Genomic DNA, 15,232 nt, shown 5'->3' on the forward strand with positions numbered 1-15,232 from the left:
GAACGCTCTTGTCGATGCGCCCCACCGCGCACCCCCACCCTTGCGCAAGCAGATTGCGCAATCTGGTTGTAGACTCGTCGGAGTGACACCCGCCGACCCGCCCGCTGGACCACCCGCCGACCCGACCGCTACCCCGTCGCCCGACGTCGCCGCCCTGGCCGACGATCTCCGCCACGCGCTGCGCCCCCTGTGGCGACGGTTCAACTCCCACCGGACGTTGTCGATGGGCAAGGTCGGGATCCTGTCCCACCTGGAGCAGCGCGGACCCCTGGCCGCGACCGACCTGGCGGGCCTCGAGCGGATCAGCCACCAGGCCGTCGCCAACGCCGTCCGCGAACTACAGAATCTCGGACTCGTCTCCCGCAGCCCGGACCCCGCCGACGGCCGACGCACCCTCGTCTCCATCACCGCAGGCGGGTGCGAGCAGCTCCGCACCGAGCGCGCCGCGGGCCAGGACTGGCTGGCCCACGCGATCGCCGACCACCTCGATGACGCCGAGCGCGACCGTCTCGCGGCCGCGGTCCCCCTGCTCCGCCGCCTCGACTCCGAGGACGCCCGGTGACCCCTCACCGGCGCCCGGCGCCCCGCTGGTTCGTCCAGGCCCTGGTCTACGCCGCCCTGACCAGCTCGATCGTCAGTTCCCTCGGCATGCTGCTGGTGCCGTCGGTCTCCGCGGAGTTCGGCATCCCCGTGAGCACGGCGCAGTGGATGCTCACGGCCAACCTGCTCGTCGGCGCGGTCGCGACCCCGATCATGGGCCGCCTCGCCGACGGCCCCCATACCCGGAAACTGCTGCTGACCAGCCTCGGTGTGATCTTCCTCGGATCGATCATCGCCACCGTCGCGCCGAACTTCACCGTATTCCTCGTCGGCCGCGCGTTGCAGGGACTGCTCTACGGCACGGTGCCCATCACCATCGCCCTGGCGCGCCGACACCTCACCTACACCGAATCGCAGCCCACCATCTCGACGCTCTCGGTCACCGTGTCGGTGGGGATGGGACTGGGTTATCCGCTCACCGGCATCCTCGCGGCGACGTTCGACCTGCGGGCCGCGTTCGCCTTCGCGGCGCTGTTCGTGGCCACCGCGGCGTTCGGCGTCTGGCGCTTCATCCCTGCGGGCCCCGATCCGCTCGCGCCCCGCACGCCGTTCGACATCGGCGGGGCCCTGCTGCTGGGCGGCGGGCTGGCCGCGTTGCTGCTGTGGATCTCCGAGGGGCAGACCTGGGGTTGGGGGTCCGCGACGGCGCTCGTCGTCCTCGTGGTCGCGCTGAACACTCTGCTCTTCTGGATCGTGCACAGCATCCGTACCCTGCATCCCCTGGTCAACCTCCGCGTGGTCCGCCGGCCGGAGGTCCTGCTGGCCAACGCCACCGCGATCGGCCTGGGCACCGCGATGTACATTGGGTTGTCCATCGCGAGCCTCGTGGCGCAGGCACCCGCGGACACCGGTTTCGGCCTGGCCGTGCCACTGATGTGGGCGGGGTTCATGATGGCGCCGCTGTCGGTGGGCAGCCTGGTGGCCAACCGCACGGTCCGTGCCCTGTCCCGCCGCTACGACATGGCGGTGTTCCTGCCCGTCGGCGCGGCCGTGATGACAGTGGCGTCGGTGCTGTTGTGGTTGCGGCACGGCGACTTCTGGACGCTGGCGATCGGCATGTTCCTCTTCGGCGCCGGGATCGGCTCGGGTTACGCCGCGATGCCCGCGCTCATCGCCCGCAGCGTGGCGGTGGACCAGCTCGGCAGCGCGGTGAGCTTCAACCAGGTGCTCCGCACGGTCGGCGGCGCGGTCGGCGCGGCCCTGTCGGCCGCCGTCCTCGCCGCGCACCCCTCCGACTCCGCGTACTCGACCGACGAGGGCATCACCATGGCGTTCGGCGTGGGTGTGATCTGCTGCGCGACAGTGATGCTCGCGTTGGTGCTCCATGCCGTCACGGGTCGACGACGACGAGCCCAGCAGTAGCCCCGGCGTCCCGCATTCTGCGCGCGATCGCACTCGGGCATGCGCGACGGAATCGACCGCCCCCGCGGGTCGGAGTCAGGCCCAGGGGGTCGTGGCCTGGAGCACCGCTTCCTGCAAGGCGCTCGTACGCAGTTCCGTGACGGTCTGGTACCCGGGGTCGGCGACCATCTCGCTGAACGCGGCGCGACTGGGGTATCGGACCAGCAGAACGGCATCCCAGTCCTGGCCGGTCTCGGCGACCAGGGCTGTGGAACCGTCACCCGCGTAGAGAACCTCAGCGCCGTAGCGGGGGAGGAACGTCTCGTTCAGCGCCGCAGCGTACTTCGCGTAGTCCTCTCGCCCACCATCGGCGAACCGGAGCAGGTTCAGCATCACGACCGGGCCGCCGGGGTCGTCGGCGAGGTAGCGCTTGAGGTCTCTTCCGCGGGGATCGATAGCCATCAGGCGAGTATCGCCGCCAGTCCCGCGACGGTGGCGCGAACGGCCATCATCATTTCTTCTGCCGACGGCTTCCGCCGTGCCAGTCCTCCTGCGTGCCGACCGTGTCCGCGTCGACTCCGAACGCGGCGAGCTGCGGCTTCTCGCGCAGGCTGCGCTTGAGCTCGGCGAAACCCGGGAAGCGGGCGAGCCCCACCACGTGGTCCCAGAGCTCGGCCGCCGAGTCCTCGTGTGGCAGCCGGCTGATCACGGGTCCGAAGAAGGCGACGCCGGTCGGCGGTTCGAAGTGGATGATGGGCGTGCCCACGTCCTTGCCCGTCAGCGAGAGCGCCTCGTCGGTCTCCCGGCGGATCTCGGCGTCCCACGACTCGTCGTCGACGGCGTCCGCCAGTTCGAGCGGCAGATCAGCGTCGGCGAGGACCAGCCTGGCGAACTCGCTCGTGCCGCGCCGCTCACGCTCGTCGCCTTCGCTGCGGTCGTCGCCGGCGTCCGGAGCGGTGTCGAAGATGCGCGCCCCGAAGGCGGCGTACAGCGGCGCCATCGCCTCCCGGCCGTGCTCGGCTCGCGCTCGAGCCGCCACTCTCAGGAGCCGCAGCCCGGCGGTGTGGCCGGCTTCGTACTCAGGGGGGAAGTGCGCGTCGTAGTCGACACCGGCGTTGACCAGGCGCAACGAGATGAACCGCCAATCGACCGTGTAGTCGCGCTGCGCCTGCACCTGGCGCACCCACTTGCTGGTCATCCAGGCGAAGGGGCAGACCGGGTCGAAGTAGAAGTTGATGTCGGCGTCCATGCGCCCACCCTAGCCAGGTGTTCCGGCCGCGCAGCCCGCTGGCGCATAGCATGGTGCGAACCCGGTGACCAGGAGGTCTCTACGTGACCGAGACGCCAGTCAATCCCGAACAGCACCAGGCCGACGGGCCTGGACTTCGCCGCCCGCAGGTGATCGTGTTCGATGTCAACGAGACCCTGTCCGACACCACGGCGATGGCGGCCCGGTTCTCCGACGTCGGGGCACCCGGCTCGATGTATCCCCTGTGGTTCGCCGACCTCCTGCGCGACGGCTTCGCCCTCACCGCCGCAGGTGCCGCTCGCCCGTTCGCTGACATCGGCACCGGGCTCCTGCAGGTCATGCTGTCGGAGGTGGAGCTCGACCGACCTCTCGACGAGGCGATTGAGCACATCATGAGCGGGTTCGTCGGACTCGATCCTCATCCCGATGTCGCCGACGGCGTCTCGGCGTTGACGGAGCTGGGGATCCGATTGGTCACCCTCAGCAACGGTTCGACACAGGTCGCCGAGAAGCTGCTCACGTCAGCCGGTGTGCGACGCGACTTCGACTTGCTGCTGTCGGTCGACTCCGCCGGCGCGTGGAAACCAGCCGCCCCTGCCTACGAGTTCGCACTCGAGCAGTGCGCCGTTGCCCCCTCGGACGCCATGCTCGTGGCCGTCCATCCCTGGGACATCGACGGCGCCCACCGGATCGGTATGCGAACGGCATGGATCAACCGCACCCACGGCATGTACCCGAAGCATTTCACCAGCCCGGACCTCGAGGTCACGGACATCACGCAGTTGGCCCGCCGCCTCAGGTGAGTACAGCCCCTCGGTGCGGAACCTAGATGTACTGCCCACGCAGGTTGTGTACGCGGTCTGCGGGTGAGGCGCCTCGTAGCGCGGTGTGGCCGCGGTGGAAATTGTAGTGGTGCAGGAATGCGGGTAGGCGAGCCGCGCGGTCGGATTCGCTGACGTACGCGGTGGCGTAGGCCCATTCCTCGAGCATGGTGCGGTTGTAGCGCTCGACCTTGCCGTTGGTCTGCGGGCGGTACGGGCGGGTGCGCTTGTGTGCGATATTGCCTCCGAGGGCCTCGGCGAAGGCGTGGGAGCGGTAGCAGGAGCCGTTGTCGGTCAGCACCCGCCGCACGGTGATCCCGGCGTCGGCGAAGTAGGCGTGGGCCCGGTGCCAGAATCCGGCGGCGGTCTCCTTGCGCTCGTCTTCTAGGAGCTCGCTGTAGGCCAGGCGTGAGTGGTCGTCGACGGCATTGTGGATGTACCAGTAGCCCATCCCGCGTTTGCGGTCACGTTTGCCCTTGGCGCGGCCGTGGACCTTGTGCCCGCCTCCGTCGGGGATGCGGCCGAGCTTCTTGATATCCACATGCACCAGATCCCCCGGCGCCTCGTGCTCGTAGCGACGCGGGCGCCGCGTGTGCGCCCGGACGGGCGCGCCGGTGGCCGGGTCGGTGAACGCCAACCTGACGCAGCCGTAGCGGGACAGGATCTTGTGCACCGTGGACGGTTGCATGCCCAGGTGGTAGGCGATCCGGGCCGGGCCCCACCGGCGGGATACGCGCAGACCGAGCACGCGGCGTTCCCGCCGCCGCGGCGTCTGGGTCGGGCTGTGGTGCGGGCGGCTGGAGCGGTCGACCATGCCGTCCTTGCCCAGCTGCCGGTACCGGCGGGCCCACTTGCGGGCGGTGGTGACCGAGACACCGAACCGCTCCGCCGCTCGCCGCGGTACCCAATCGTCCTCGACGACACACCGAGCCAGACGCAGTCTTCCCGTCGGAGTCAGCGGGGCGTTAGCGTGGGACATGAAGACCTCCGTTGTGGGTGTGGTTGCTTGGTCGCTTTCACACCTCACACGGAGGTCTTCCTCATGTCATCCCGCCATGCCGACCGGTGACACAACGTCCGTGGTCAGTACATCTAGCGGGTTCACCTGCGACAGAGAGGCAACGGCGTGCCACAGGATCTCGTTCTCTTGCCCCTAAGAGTGGAGTCCACTGTGGGGGAGACCGGTTGCCAATGTCTCGGTGACGCGAACACTCAGCTCCGGCTTGTCGTGGCCTCCGGTGTGGGTGAACGTCCCAAGATGGGACCACATCGAGTCCACGAGCGGCTGGAGGAACAAGCGGCCCAGCTGAGTGACGATGACGTCGACCACCTGGACAGCATCGGCGCGGACCCTGGACGCCGCGCCAGATTCCCGCATAGCCGCCACTTCCCGGTGTGTCAGCTCGGTGAGTCGCTCGAGTAACTCACCTCGCTGACCGCCGGGATCTAGCAATGAGCGGCGCAGGTAGTTCACCACCTCGGGACGCCTGACCAGCATGTCGGCAACCGCGTCGTTGCGGATCCGGGCGATGTCGGCGCCTGGGATGTCCACGGGCGCCGAGGCAAGTGCGGTAGCGAAATGCTCTACGACCAGTCGCTCGACCGCCTCGCGAAGGCCGTCCTTCGTGCCGTAGTGATGGACCACGAGACCCACCGTCACTCCGGCCGCGGTTGCCACGGTTCGCAACGAAGTGCCGTCCTCGCCGTTGGCGGCGTAGAGATCCAGTGCGGCGTTGCGGATGCGCGCCTTGGCAGTGAGATCCTGGCCCGCGGCGCCTGGTGCGGAACGATTCACGCGGTTCCCCTTCAGTTGCGGTCGAGCCTACGGACCCCAAACTAGACTATACGTCGGTACCGCTTACTGTATGTTCGTACAGTACAAGGTGTCCCGGCTCAGTCGGCCTTGTCGACCTGACTATCGTGCCGTCGACAGCCAGTTGCTCAGGCCACCCGCATCGGGCCTCAGGGCCCCTTGGACGTCCCGGTCAAAGGTTGGGTCACGGGTCGGACGTGCGGGTGTCGGCGATATCTCCGTCGCCACAAGCCGAGGTATCGCACCCAGTACAACTTCATCGACAGGAAGGTCTGGACATGGACACATTTCGCGACAAGGCCGGCGAGCCGATAGGTACCGATATCGACAACTGGGTGGCCTCGTTCACGCGCATGGAATCCGGTTCCTCCGAGCTTCCTCCCCACCACCCCAACTGCCTTGGCTGTGGACCAGAGAACCCGAATGGTCACTTCCTCTCGGTACGGCGTGACGGAGACGGCGTCGTCGCACACCACCAGTTCGACCAGCGCCACGTCGGGGCACCGGGCATTGCACACGGCGGCGCGGTAGCGACCGTGATTGACGACCTCTTCGGCTTCTTGCTGTATTCGGTCGGCGAGCTCGCCGTGACGCGCCGTCTCGAGCTCGAGTATCTTGCGCCAGCACTACTCGACACCCCGTACATCCTGCGCGCTGCAGTTCGGTCTCGCGATGGCCGGAAATTGGACCTCAAGTCCACGATGGAGGATGCAGAGGGCCGCACTGTTATTACTGCCACTGCCCTGTTCATCGTGGTCGAGGTTGAACACTTTTTGCAGTCACAGAGAAACTCGAGGGCTTAGGCCAAACTCACCGCCGCGAGCACCAGGCCCGAATACGTCGAGGGTGTCGGCGGAGCCTGAAGCTATTGAACGCCACGCCCAAAGAAAGGGCGAAGCTGAAGGCACCGTGCATTGCCAGTTGCCCTGTACGAGTCAACCAAGTGGCAGCGCTACCTACGACGGAACCCCGTCGGCGGGTGGCCGGTCCAGTGCTTGAAAGCGTGTGAAAAGCTGGCGAGGTCGCTATATCCGAGGTCCGTGGCGATCTCGCTCGCGGACACAGATCCGTCCAGTAAACGAAGAATCGCGTACTCACGAATGACCGACTGGCGCAGTCCGCGATAGGTCATCCCTTCCTCAGAGAGGCGCCGCTTAAGTGTGCTCGTAGAGATGGAGAGTTCGTCTGCAATCCACTGACTTCCACAATCTGCGGGACGCTTCTCTATCAGACGTCTCACCTTGTCCGAATACGAGGCGATTTTACTCCGCTCGTCGAGCCTTCGCTGCAAGTCACTGATAGCGAGTCGATACGCCACGGGGTCAGAGAACCGGCAGACGTGATTGACCGCGTCAACGGGAAAATGCAGAATGGACAGTGAAGCGTCAAATACCAGGCGACCAGCTAACCGATCCTGATCCACGGGCAGACCTTCCGGAGCGGGCCAACCCAGTGAGAGTGTGATGTCTGGTGCATCGCCAACGAGTATATTCAGCAGCCTCAGCAGGACCGCACCACAGTAGGTGACCACTAGGGAGTCTAGGACTCGATCGCCCGTCTGCCCATTGAGCGCGACAGACACTCCGTGTCCACCTGCGTAGAACTGCGCACTCAGGGCTGGAGTTATTAGCGGCAGGTAGGCAAGCAATTCCAATATCTCGCCTGCGGAACCTGCGCTTACTAGTGGGACGCTTAATGGTCCGAAGGACGTCAGATGAGCATGCTGGGCGAACGCCAAACCGAGGGTCGTTGCTTGGTCAACGTCGAGGTCGGGCAAGGCTTCCCTGATCCACCGCAGGGGAACTTGGGCGTTGATGGCGAGAAGTGACTCGACGTCGCTTCGCTCACGATCCATGATCTCGCGAAACCGTGCAACGGCGTCTTGCTCCAGAACTGGGCTCTCAAGTAACTGCGCGAACACGAGCGGTGGCACGCCCTCGCGATCAAGATTCATCGCCCCCGCCTTCTGAGCCAAATTAACAAGCTTCTGCCCTCAATCAACCTAGCCGCAGTCGTCGTTGTTAGCAATGCTGTGAGCAGCTTTTACCCGAACAACCATGCAGGAGCCAGCGATGACAGTCGTAACCTTCGTCTCACATGAGGGAGAGAAGCACGTGGTGCCCTTAGAGGAGGGGCAGTCACTCATGCGGATCGCCGTCAACAACGCGGTGCCCGGGATTGACGCTGACTGCGGAGGCGAAGCCGCGTGCGGCACGTGTCATGTCATCGTTGATCCGCAGTGGTCCGAACAGGTCGGCCTCTCGGGAGCAAGTGAAGAGGAAATGCTCGCAATGAACCCGGAAAGGCTGCCGACCTCTCGACTGTCGTGCCAGATGACCGCGTCCGCGGATTGGGACGGCCTGGTCGTCCAGGTGCCAGAGTTCCAGATGTAACGACGAAGGGATCAAGAGTCGTGTCAAGCAATCATGTAGAAGTCGGGGACAGAATCCGGTCGGCCATCCCGATGGATCTTCAGATCCGGGGCGCCCATCTGTACGACAGGACTCGGCGCTGGGTGACAAGGACGAATGGGAAGAAGCTCTTCGTAGAGAGTCCCATTCCTCCCGTCGAGGATGTCGAGCTCGCCGACATCGACCTCAGTAATCCCTTTCTCTATCGCCAAGGCCGCTGGCAGTCCTACTATGAGCGCCTGCGAAACGAGGCTCCGGTCCACTTTCAGCCCAACAGTGCGTTCGGGCCGTTCTGGTCAGTGACCCGACATGAAGACATCATCGCGGTCGATAAGAACCATGAGGTCTTCTCCGCCGAGCCGATGATAGTGATCGGGGCCCCGCCTCGTTTTCTCGATATTGAGATGTTCATCGCGATGGACCCACCGCGCCACGACGTGCAGCGAGCAGCTGTGCAGGGGGTGGTGGCGCCGAAGAACCTGCGCGAGATGGAGACGCTCATTCGGTCTCGGGTTCGCGAGGTACTAGACGACTTGCCGGTGAATCAGCCGTTCGATTGGGTCCAGGCTGTCTCGATCGAACTGACAGCTCGAATGCTCGCGACGCTCTTGGACTTCCCATACGAGGAACGTCACAAACTCGTGTACTGGTCAGATATTGCAACTTCGTTCGAGGAAGCGAACGGTGGTCCTGCGGACCTCGACGAGACGTTCGACGGAATGCGCGAGATGGCGAGCGGTCTGAGTTCTCTGTGGTACGACAAGAAGGCTCGGTTAGCAGAGGGGGAGGAACCCGGTTTCGACCTGGTCACCATGCTGCAGAGCAACGAGAACACCAAGGATCTGATCGACCGCCCGATGGAATTCATGGGCAACTTTGTGCTGTTGATCGTCGGAGGGAACGACACGACCCGGAACTCGATGAGTGGTGGCGTTCTGGCGCTGAACCGGTTCCCAGACCAGTTCGAAAAGCTCAAGTCCAACCCTGACCTGATCCCCAACATGGTCTCCGAGATAATCCGGTGGCAAACGCCGCTGGCCTACATGCGCCGAATCGCCAAGACTGACACTATCTTGAACGGTCAGTTCATCCGTAAGGGTGACAAGGTCGTGATGTGGTACGCCTCAGGCAACCGCGACGAGCGTGTGTTCGAGCGGCCCGATGACTTCATCATCGACCGGGCCAACGTCCGCAACCACATCTCCTTCGGGTTCGGCGTACACCGGTGCATGGGCAACCGACTGGCCGAAATGCAGCTGCGGATCCTCTGGGAAGAGCTGCTCCCCCGCTTCGAGAACATCGAGGTCGTCGGCGAACCCGAGTACGTGCAGTCCAACTTCGTGCGGGGTATCAGCAAGATGATGGTGCGCCTCACCCCGAAATCCGGCACATGACATCGCAGCGAGCCCTCATCATCGGTGCCAGCCATGCCGGAGCCCAACTCGCGGCGAGCCTACGGCAGGACGGGTGGAGCGGTGAGATCGTCCTCATCGGCGAGGAGCCCACGGTGCCCTACCAGCGCCCGCCACTGTCGAAGGCGTATCTCGCCGGGAAAACCACCCTCGACGAGATCACCATCCGCAGTTCGGACTTCTACTCCAAGCAGCGAATCCAGCTTCTCAACGCGCACGTGGAGGCGATCGACCGCTCGGCTGGGCACATCGTTATGAGCACCGGCGACACACTGACATACGACAAGCTCGCGCTGTGCACGGGAGCCCGCCCTCGTCAGCTCCGCGTTCCTGGGGCCGATCTCCCCGGGGTCCATTACCTTCGTACCGCCGCAGACGTCGAGTTGATCCGCACGTCCGCCGCCCCCGGGCGGCGGGTGGTGATCGTCGGGGGCGGCTACATCGGACTTGAGACGGCCGCCTCACTACGGGCACTGGGCCTGGAAGTCACCGTGCTCGAGGCGACCACTCGCGTCCTCAAGCGGGTCACTGCTCCCGACGTATCAACGTTCTTCGAGCGGATCCACCGAGAGGAGGGCATCGATATCCGAACGGGCGCCAAAGTCGCAGCATTAGTCGGAGACGATTGCGTCCGGGAGGTCACACTATCTACTGGCGAGTCGATTCCGACTGATCTGGTCATCGTGGGTATCGGTGTTGAACCGAGAACAGAACTCGCCGAGGCGGCGGGCTTGACCCTGAACGATGGTGTGGTGATCGACGAGCACGCCCGAACCAGTGACCCAGCCATCGTTGCCGCCGGAGACTGTGCCAGCAAGTACATCTCTCGATACGGTCGCCGAGTCCGGCTGGAGTGCGTACCCGGAGCAACCGATCAGGCGAAACTCGCCGCGGCTACCCTTTGCGGGAAGTCCAAGAGCGCAGTGTCGCTGCCCTGGTTCTGGTCAGATCAATACGATCTCAAGCTGCAGATCGCCGGTCTCAACACCGGTTACGACGAAGTCGTCCTCAGCGGTGACCCCACCCGGGACCGCGACTTCAGCTGCTTCTACCTCCGTGATGGCGCACTCCTTGCTGCAGACTGCATCAATCGTCCCCGTGATTTCATGCTCAGCAAACAGGTCATCACACAGCAGCGTCCTTTCGTCCGGACCGATTTCGCCCATACGGGTTCTCCCGATTCCTTGCGCAATGGGTAAGCCAGTCCCGAGCGAGACTCGCACGGTCAGCGGCGGAGCCTCGACGAACGGCGCTGACATCCCACTGGCGCAGCAAGAGAGCCCGGTTCGTGCCCGCCTGCCGTTCAGAAAGGAACTCTGATGACTCGCCAGACGCTCATCGAGAACTATCCACATCGGGTCGGGGGGCACTGCGGCTCAGCCGCGATGCGAGACCTCCTGCACTGGCAAGGCCTCGGCTGGGAAGAACCGCCCGATGAAGGTCTCGTCTTCACCCTCGGGGGGTCACTTGGCCTGTCCTACTTGCGCTCGAGCGACCTCTTCCCGCCGCTTTATCTGGTAGGGAGAGACTCCGATTTCGAAGTAAATCTCCCCCATCTACTGGGCGCACAGGTCCAAGTGCTCACGACCGACGATCCCCGAGAAGGATGGTCGTGGATTAGCCAGGAGGTCGATGCCGGAAGGCCAGCCCTGATATGGGGCGACATCGCGGAGTTGCCCTACCTGCGGGTTCGGCTCCAAATGAGTCGCCACGATATCGTGGTAATTGGTTACGACGAGGCGGAGAGGATCGCCTTCGTTGTTGACAACGACCGTGCCGAGGTCCAAAAGGTTCCGTTCGACGCTCTCGCTCGAGCACGGTCGTCGATGTCATTCCCACAACCGACACGTCACACCACGTACCGCATCGCCTGGCCGCATGAGTTACCAGACCTTGCGCAGGTTGCCGCAGCGGCTTTCCGTCAATCGGCAGCGAACATGCGCCACCCAACTCCGCCAGGAGTCGTTGATCTCACGACCGCGGTGAGCGGTTCCGAAGGCTTAGCAGCGGTCGCCCAGCTCGCCGCTGATGTCCGGACTTGGTCCCATCTACCGGCTGACGAACTCGAGATCCTCTTATTCAGCTTGAGCGCTTTCATCGAGAAGGCCGGCACCGGTGGCGGCCTGTTCCGAAAGCTGCTCGCTGACGGCTGCGCGGACGTGGCACGTTTGACCGGTGACCTCGCGACCGAAGATCTCGCCGTAGCCGCCAGACACTGTGCACAGACATGGACGGAGGCCGGCCGAGCCGGGATCGAGCACGAGGTCGATGTGCGTACTCGGCTGGAACGTGTGGCTTCGGCGGTTAGCCTCCTGCCCACGCTCGAGCTTCAACTGGCTGAAGCTCTGGAGTCAGCTTCGCGATCGCTTGCAGCAGCCTGACTAATCGGGAAGTCAAAACTGGACGGTAGAAGTTCCGGCCGCACTCAGACTGCAGCGGATGGCTCGCCGCCGCTCGCACCGAAACGACCGGGCTCTAGGGTTGCCTCGCCACCTCCCCGGCGACCTCGGCGATCGAGCGGTCACACCCATCCGACAAGAAGAAGCCCCGATTTAGCGAGATCCGCCGGCGCCAGGGCGGTTCAGGTCGTGGATGGACTCGGCCGGGATGGGTTCGCCTCCCTGCTTGCGGGCAGCAAGAAAATCATCAACGAGTTGCACGCATCCGTCGTGGTCGACGGTGCAGAGCCCAGTAAGGCGAGCGAACACGACGGGACCCAGGAGTTGAACGATCGCGAAGGTGGTGTCGACGTTGCCGAGCTGTGCTCGAACGTCAGGATGTGTGAGGATGCGGTCAAAGGGCTGCCGGTATTCCTCGATGACTCGACTACGCAGTGAGGTGATCGCGGCCGAATCGGCAGGATCGCCGCCGACTGATCCGATTGACAGCCAAGCCAGAGTCGTAATGTTCAGCGGCGCCTGGTCAATCAGGTCGGCTTGGGCCGTGAGAAGCGCGATGAGTTGGTCGCGTACCGACCCACTGGTGGCAGAGACTTCGACGCGAGGCAACAGCTGCTCGAAGGTCGCCGCAAGCAACTGGGCGGTCCCGCCGAAATGCCGATAGAGCGTGGCCCGCGCAACCTTTGACATTCGAGTGACCGCCTCGACGGTAACCGCCTCTACACCGCCAGTGCTCAGGAGATGCGTGGCAGCGTCGAGCAATCGTTTTCGTGAGCGCAGCAGTCGCGGATCGAGCTGATCGTCGTCCGTAGCAAGCCGATCAGCACCCCAGTCGTTCACGCTCTCCCCCTTCGGCCGACGGTCACTTCTCGTCCAAGCTAACCTGTCCAGCCAGCCGGATACTGTGATACTACTTGTCTCAGACCAAGACCGATCATCTCACAGCAAGGGCCGGCGATGCACTCACCGCAACAGACCATCACCGAGTCATCCCGGTGGACCCGAGCCGAATGGTGGATGCTCACGGTGTCGTGCCTAGCCGTGGCGTTGGTCGTCGCGGCCATGGCCGCACTGTATTCGGCATTACCGGAGATTGCGGTAGAGACTGGAGCGACGCAAGCCCAGCTGACCTGGATCGTCGACGGCTACACGCTGGTACTGGCGTGCCTGGTCCTGCCCGCTGGAGCGATCGGTGACCGCTATGGCAGACGCGCAGTTCTCGTAATAGGCCTGGCGATATTCACCATTGCGTCCGCACTTCCCCTGCTGCTGTCTGACCCGGCCTGGTTGATCGCTGCGCGAGCGATTGCCGGGGCGGGCGCTGCACTGGTAATGCCCTCGACGCTATCGATTCTGACTGCTGGTTTCGCCGCCGTTCATCGCGGCCGAGCAGTAGGTGTGTGGGCTGGAGTCGCCGGCTCCGGAGCAGTGTTAGGCATCCTCGGCGCCGGGGTGTTGCTTGAGCGCTGGTCGTGGGTGTCGGTATTTGTCGGACTGACCGCAGCGGGAGCCCTACTGGCCGCGCTGGCATGCACGATCGCTGAGTCCAGCCAGCATGATCACCCTCCCGTGGACTGGGTGGGCGCGGCGGCAGCTGCAGTCGCGGTTGCGGGAATCGTATTCGCCACGATCGAGTTTCCCGCGCGGGGCTGGGCCGACCCGATCGTTCTCGCCAGCGCCGGGGCCGGCATGTTGGCGACAGCCTTTTTTATCCTGATTGAGCTGCGATCCTCGGCCCCCTTGTTGGATGTTCGGTTGTTCGCCAAGCGCGGCTTCAGCGCCGGCTCGTTGTCGGTGGCCATCCAATTCTTGGTCACTTTCGGGGTATTCCTACTCCTGGTGCAGTACCTGCAACTGATCCTGGGATACGGACCGCTGGCCTCGGCGTTGGGATTGGTGCCGATGACGGTCCCCCTGATCGTGATCTCGGTGATCGCCCCCCGACTGTCACAGCGATTTGGACTACGAGTGATGACCGTCGCCGGTCTGGTGACCATCGCAGTTGGCCTGATGCTGGTGAGCAGGCTGACCGTCGATGCACGTTACCTCGACCTGCTATGGCCGCTGTTGATCATGAGCGCAGGGCTCGGACTATGCACAGCCCCGGCGACCTACGCGATCATCGCCGAAACTCCGGAGAGCAAACACGGGGTCGCCGCCGCAGTCAACGATGCGGCCCGCGAGATCGGCGCTGCGATGGGGATCGCAGTGGCCGGCAGTGTGCTGGCCGCCGGATACACCCGCCACATCCAACCCGCCCTGCCTCAGTTACCCGAACCTGCCCGCGGTCCGGTCTCCGACTCCCTGGCCGCCGCCCTAGAGATCGCCGCACAAGCCGGACCAATGGCGCAACCATTGGTCGACTACGCCAAAGAGGCATTTGTCAACGGCAGCAGTCAGGCCACACTTACGTTGGCAATCCTCACCGCCGCAGCCGCAGTCTTGCTAGCGATCCTTGCCCCGGGCACTGCTCCGCGTGACCACAAGACCACGGCCAGTTCCACAGCACCGGCACACCGGGACAGCGTCGGATAGGTGGCCCGTCCGGCTTCCGGCTGCACTGACTCGTGCCTGGAGAAACTGCGCAAGGTCAGCAAGAACCGCGGTCCCTCCCGAGTGCCGAATCTCGGCGGTCGAGCTGCTGTGGCTAGCGATACCCACCATCTTCAGGGCGGGGGTCAGTGGCTGGTGCGTCCACGCCCGCCCGCTTCAACGCGCTGTAGTGCGCGGTAGAGCGTGGATCGGCCAACTCCGAGATTGCGGGCGCTCACTGATGGCCCCTCCCCTGCCTCGATGCGGGCCCGGGCTTTGTCGACCTGCTCGGCGGTCAGGACTCGCTTACGACCCTTGTACTTGCCCTTCGCCTTAGCGATGGCAATGCCCTCGGCCTGACGTTCACGAATGATGGCCCGCTCGAACTCGGCGAACGCCCCGAGCAGCGAAAGCATCAGATCGGCTCGAGGATCTTGGGCGCCGGCGGCGTAGGTAGCCCGTTCATGGACAAACTCCACACTCGCGCCCTTGGCAGTGACCTCACCAACGATCTGCTTGAGATCGACCAGGGAACGAGCGAGTCTGTCCATTGACGCGACGACGAGCTCGTCACCGTCGCGCAGGTACCCGATGCACTCTGTGGTTCCCCCCGAATCGTGGAGGGTTTCCTAGGCGGCTTCCGGTTCGGTCGCC

The 15,232-nt window shown here is 64.4% G+C and carries 15 protein-coding genes and 1 pseudogene; 9 read left to right on the plus strand and 7 right to left on the minus strand.

What is annotated here, in order from left to right; translation table 11 throughout:
- Positions 1 to 82: 82 nt before the first annotated feature.
- The gene (locus tag NR111_RS13200; RefSeq protein WP_240341348.1) at positions 83 to 562 is read left to right on the plus strand and encodes a MarR family winged helix-turn-helix transcriptional regulator; all 480 of its coding nucleotides are present in this window, start codon (positions 83 to 85) and stop codon (positions 560 to 562) included.
- The gene (locus NR111_RS13205; protein ID WP_067718771.1) at positions 559 to 1,962 is read left to right on the plus strand and encodes an MFS transporter; all 1,404 of its coding nucleotides are present in this window, start codon (positions 559 to 561) and stop codon (positions 1,960 to 1,962) included. The genes NR111_RS13200 and NR111_RS13205 overlap by 4 nt, the downstream gene beginning before the upstream one ends.
- A gap of 75 nt (positions 1,963 to 2,037) precedes the next feature.
- On the opposite strand, the gene NR111_RS13210 is transcribed toward NR111_RS13205, so the two are convergent.
- Together NR111_RS13210 and NR111_RS13215 are read right to left on the minus strand one after the other, a co-directional pair.
- Entirely contained in the window at positions 2,038 to 2,403 is a 366-nt protein-coding gene (locus NR111_RS13210; protein WP_256821042.1) for a DUF1330 domain-containing protein, read from the minus strand.
- A 49-nt stretch (positions 2,404 to 2,452) separates the two neighbouring features.
- Entirely contained in the window at positions 2,453 to 3,190 is a 738-nt protein-coding gene (locus tag NR111_RS13215; protein WP_067718766.1) for a hypothetical protein, read from the minus strand.
- 83 nt (positions 3,191 to 3,273) lie between these two features.
- On the opposite strand from NR111_RS13215, the gene NR111_RS13220 reads away from it, so the two are divergent.
- Positions 3,274 to 3,993, plus strand: a complete 720-nt coding sequence (locus NR111_RS13220) for a haloacid dehalogenase type II (RefSeq protein WP_067718764.1) — start codon at positions 3,274 to 3,276, stop codon at positions 3,991 to 3,993.
- A gap of 22 nt (positions 3,994 to 4,015) precedes the next feature.
- Here NR111_RS13220 and NR111_RS13225 read toward each other — a convergent pair whose 3' ends face one another.
- On the minus strand, positions 4,016 to 4,990 hold the full coding sequence (locus NR111_RS13225; protein WP_163376121.1) for an IS481 family transposase: 975 nt from the start codon (positions 4,988 to 4,990) through the stop codon (positions 4,016 to 4,018).
- Positions 4,991 to 5,164: 174 nt separating this feature from the next.
- Entirely contained in the window at positions 5,165 to 5,806 is a 642-nt protein-coding gene (locus NR111_RS13230) for a TetR/AcrR family transcriptional regulator (protein ID WP_067719222.1), read from the minus strand.
- A 296-nt stretch (positions 5,807 to 6,102) separates the two neighbouring features.
- Here NR111_RS13230 and NR111_RS13235 point away from each other — a divergent pair, with 296 nt between their 5' ends.
- Positions 6,103 to 6,627: a PaaI family thioesterase gene (locus NR111_RS13235; protein ID WP_017836045.1), complete on the plus strand. Its 525-nt coding sequence runs from the start codon at positions 6,103 to 6,105 to the stop codon at positions 6,625 to 6,627.
- Positions 6,628 to 6,776: 149 nt separating this feature from the next.
- Here the strand turns inward: NR111_RS13235 and NR111_RS13240 are convergent, their stop codons facing one another.
- On the minus strand, positions 6,777 to 7,778 hold the full coding sequence (locus tag NR111_RS13240; protein WP_082924073.1) for an AraC family transcriptional regulator: 1,002 nt from the start codon (positions 7,776 to 7,778) through the stop codon (positions 6,777 to 6,779).
- Positions 7,779 to 7,896: 118 nt separating this feature from the next.
- On the opposite strand from NR111_RS13240, the gene NR111_RS13245 reads away from it, so the two are divergent.
- From NR111_RS13245 to NR111_RS13260, 4 genes are all read left to right on the plus strand, one after another.
- Positions 7,897 to 8,217, plus strand: coding sequence for a 2Fe-2S iron-sulfur cluster-binding protein (locus NR111_RS13245; protein ID WP_067718080.1), 321 nt, complete (start codon positions 7,897 to 7,899; stop codon positions 8,215 to 8,217).
- A gap of 71 nt (positions 8,218 to 8,288) precedes the next feature.
- Complete coding sequence (locus tag NR111_RS13250) at positions 8,289 to 9,629, plus strand: cytochrome P450 (RefSeq protein WP_067718083.1); 1,341 nt, start codon at positions 8,289 to 8,291, stop codon at positions 9,627 to 9,629.
- Positions 9,626 to 10,846, plus strand: coding sequence for an NAD(P)/FAD-dependent oxidoreductase (locus NR111_RS13255; RefSeq protein WP_256821043.1), 1,221 nt, complete (start codon positions 9,626 to 9,628; stop codon positions 10,844 to 10,846). The genes NR111_RS13250 and NR111_RS13255 overlap by 4 nt, the downstream gene beginning before the upstream one ends.
- A 120-nt stretch (positions 10,847 to 10,966) precedes the next feature.
- On the plus strand, positions 10,967 to 12,028 hold the full coding sequence (locus NR111_RS13260; RefSeq protein ID WP_063972865.1) for a BtrH N-terminal domain-containing protein: 1,062 nt from the start codon (positions 10,967 to 10,969) through the stop codon (positions 12,026 to 12,028).
- Positions 12,029 to 12,199: 171 nt separating this feature from the next.
- On the opposite strand, the gene NR111_RS13265 is transcribed toward NR111_RS13260, so the two are convergent.
- A complete protein-coding gene (locus NR111_RS13265) occupies positions 12,200 to 12,886 on the minus strand; it encodes a TetR/AcrR family transcriptional regulator (protein ID WP_256821044.1) in 687 nt (228 codons plus the stop codon).
- A 117-nt stretch (positions 12,887 to 13,003) separates the two neighbouring features.
- Here NR111_RS13265 and NR111_RS13270 point away from each other — a divergent pair, with 117 nt between their 5' ends.
- Positions 13,004 to 14,581, plus strand: coding sequence for an MFS transporter (locus NR111_RS13270; protein ID WP_256821045.1), 1,578 nt, complete (start codon positions 13,004 to 13,006; stop codon positions 14,579 to 14,581).
- 143 nt (positions 14,582 to 14,724) lie between these two features.
- Here NR111_RS13270 and NR111_RS18555 read toward each other — a convergent pair.
- Positions 14,725 to 15,177, minus strand: a pseudogene (locus tag NR111_RS18555) (recombinase family protein); the annotation flags it as partial.
- Between the last annotated feature and the right edge of the window lie 55 nt (positions 15,178 to 15,232).

The organism is Dietzia sp. Die43, assembly GCF_024519835.1.
In the GTDB taxonomy this organism is placed as follows: Bacteria; Actinomycetota; Actinomycetes; order Mycobacteriales; family Mycobacteriaceae; genus Dietzia; species Dietzia kunjamensis.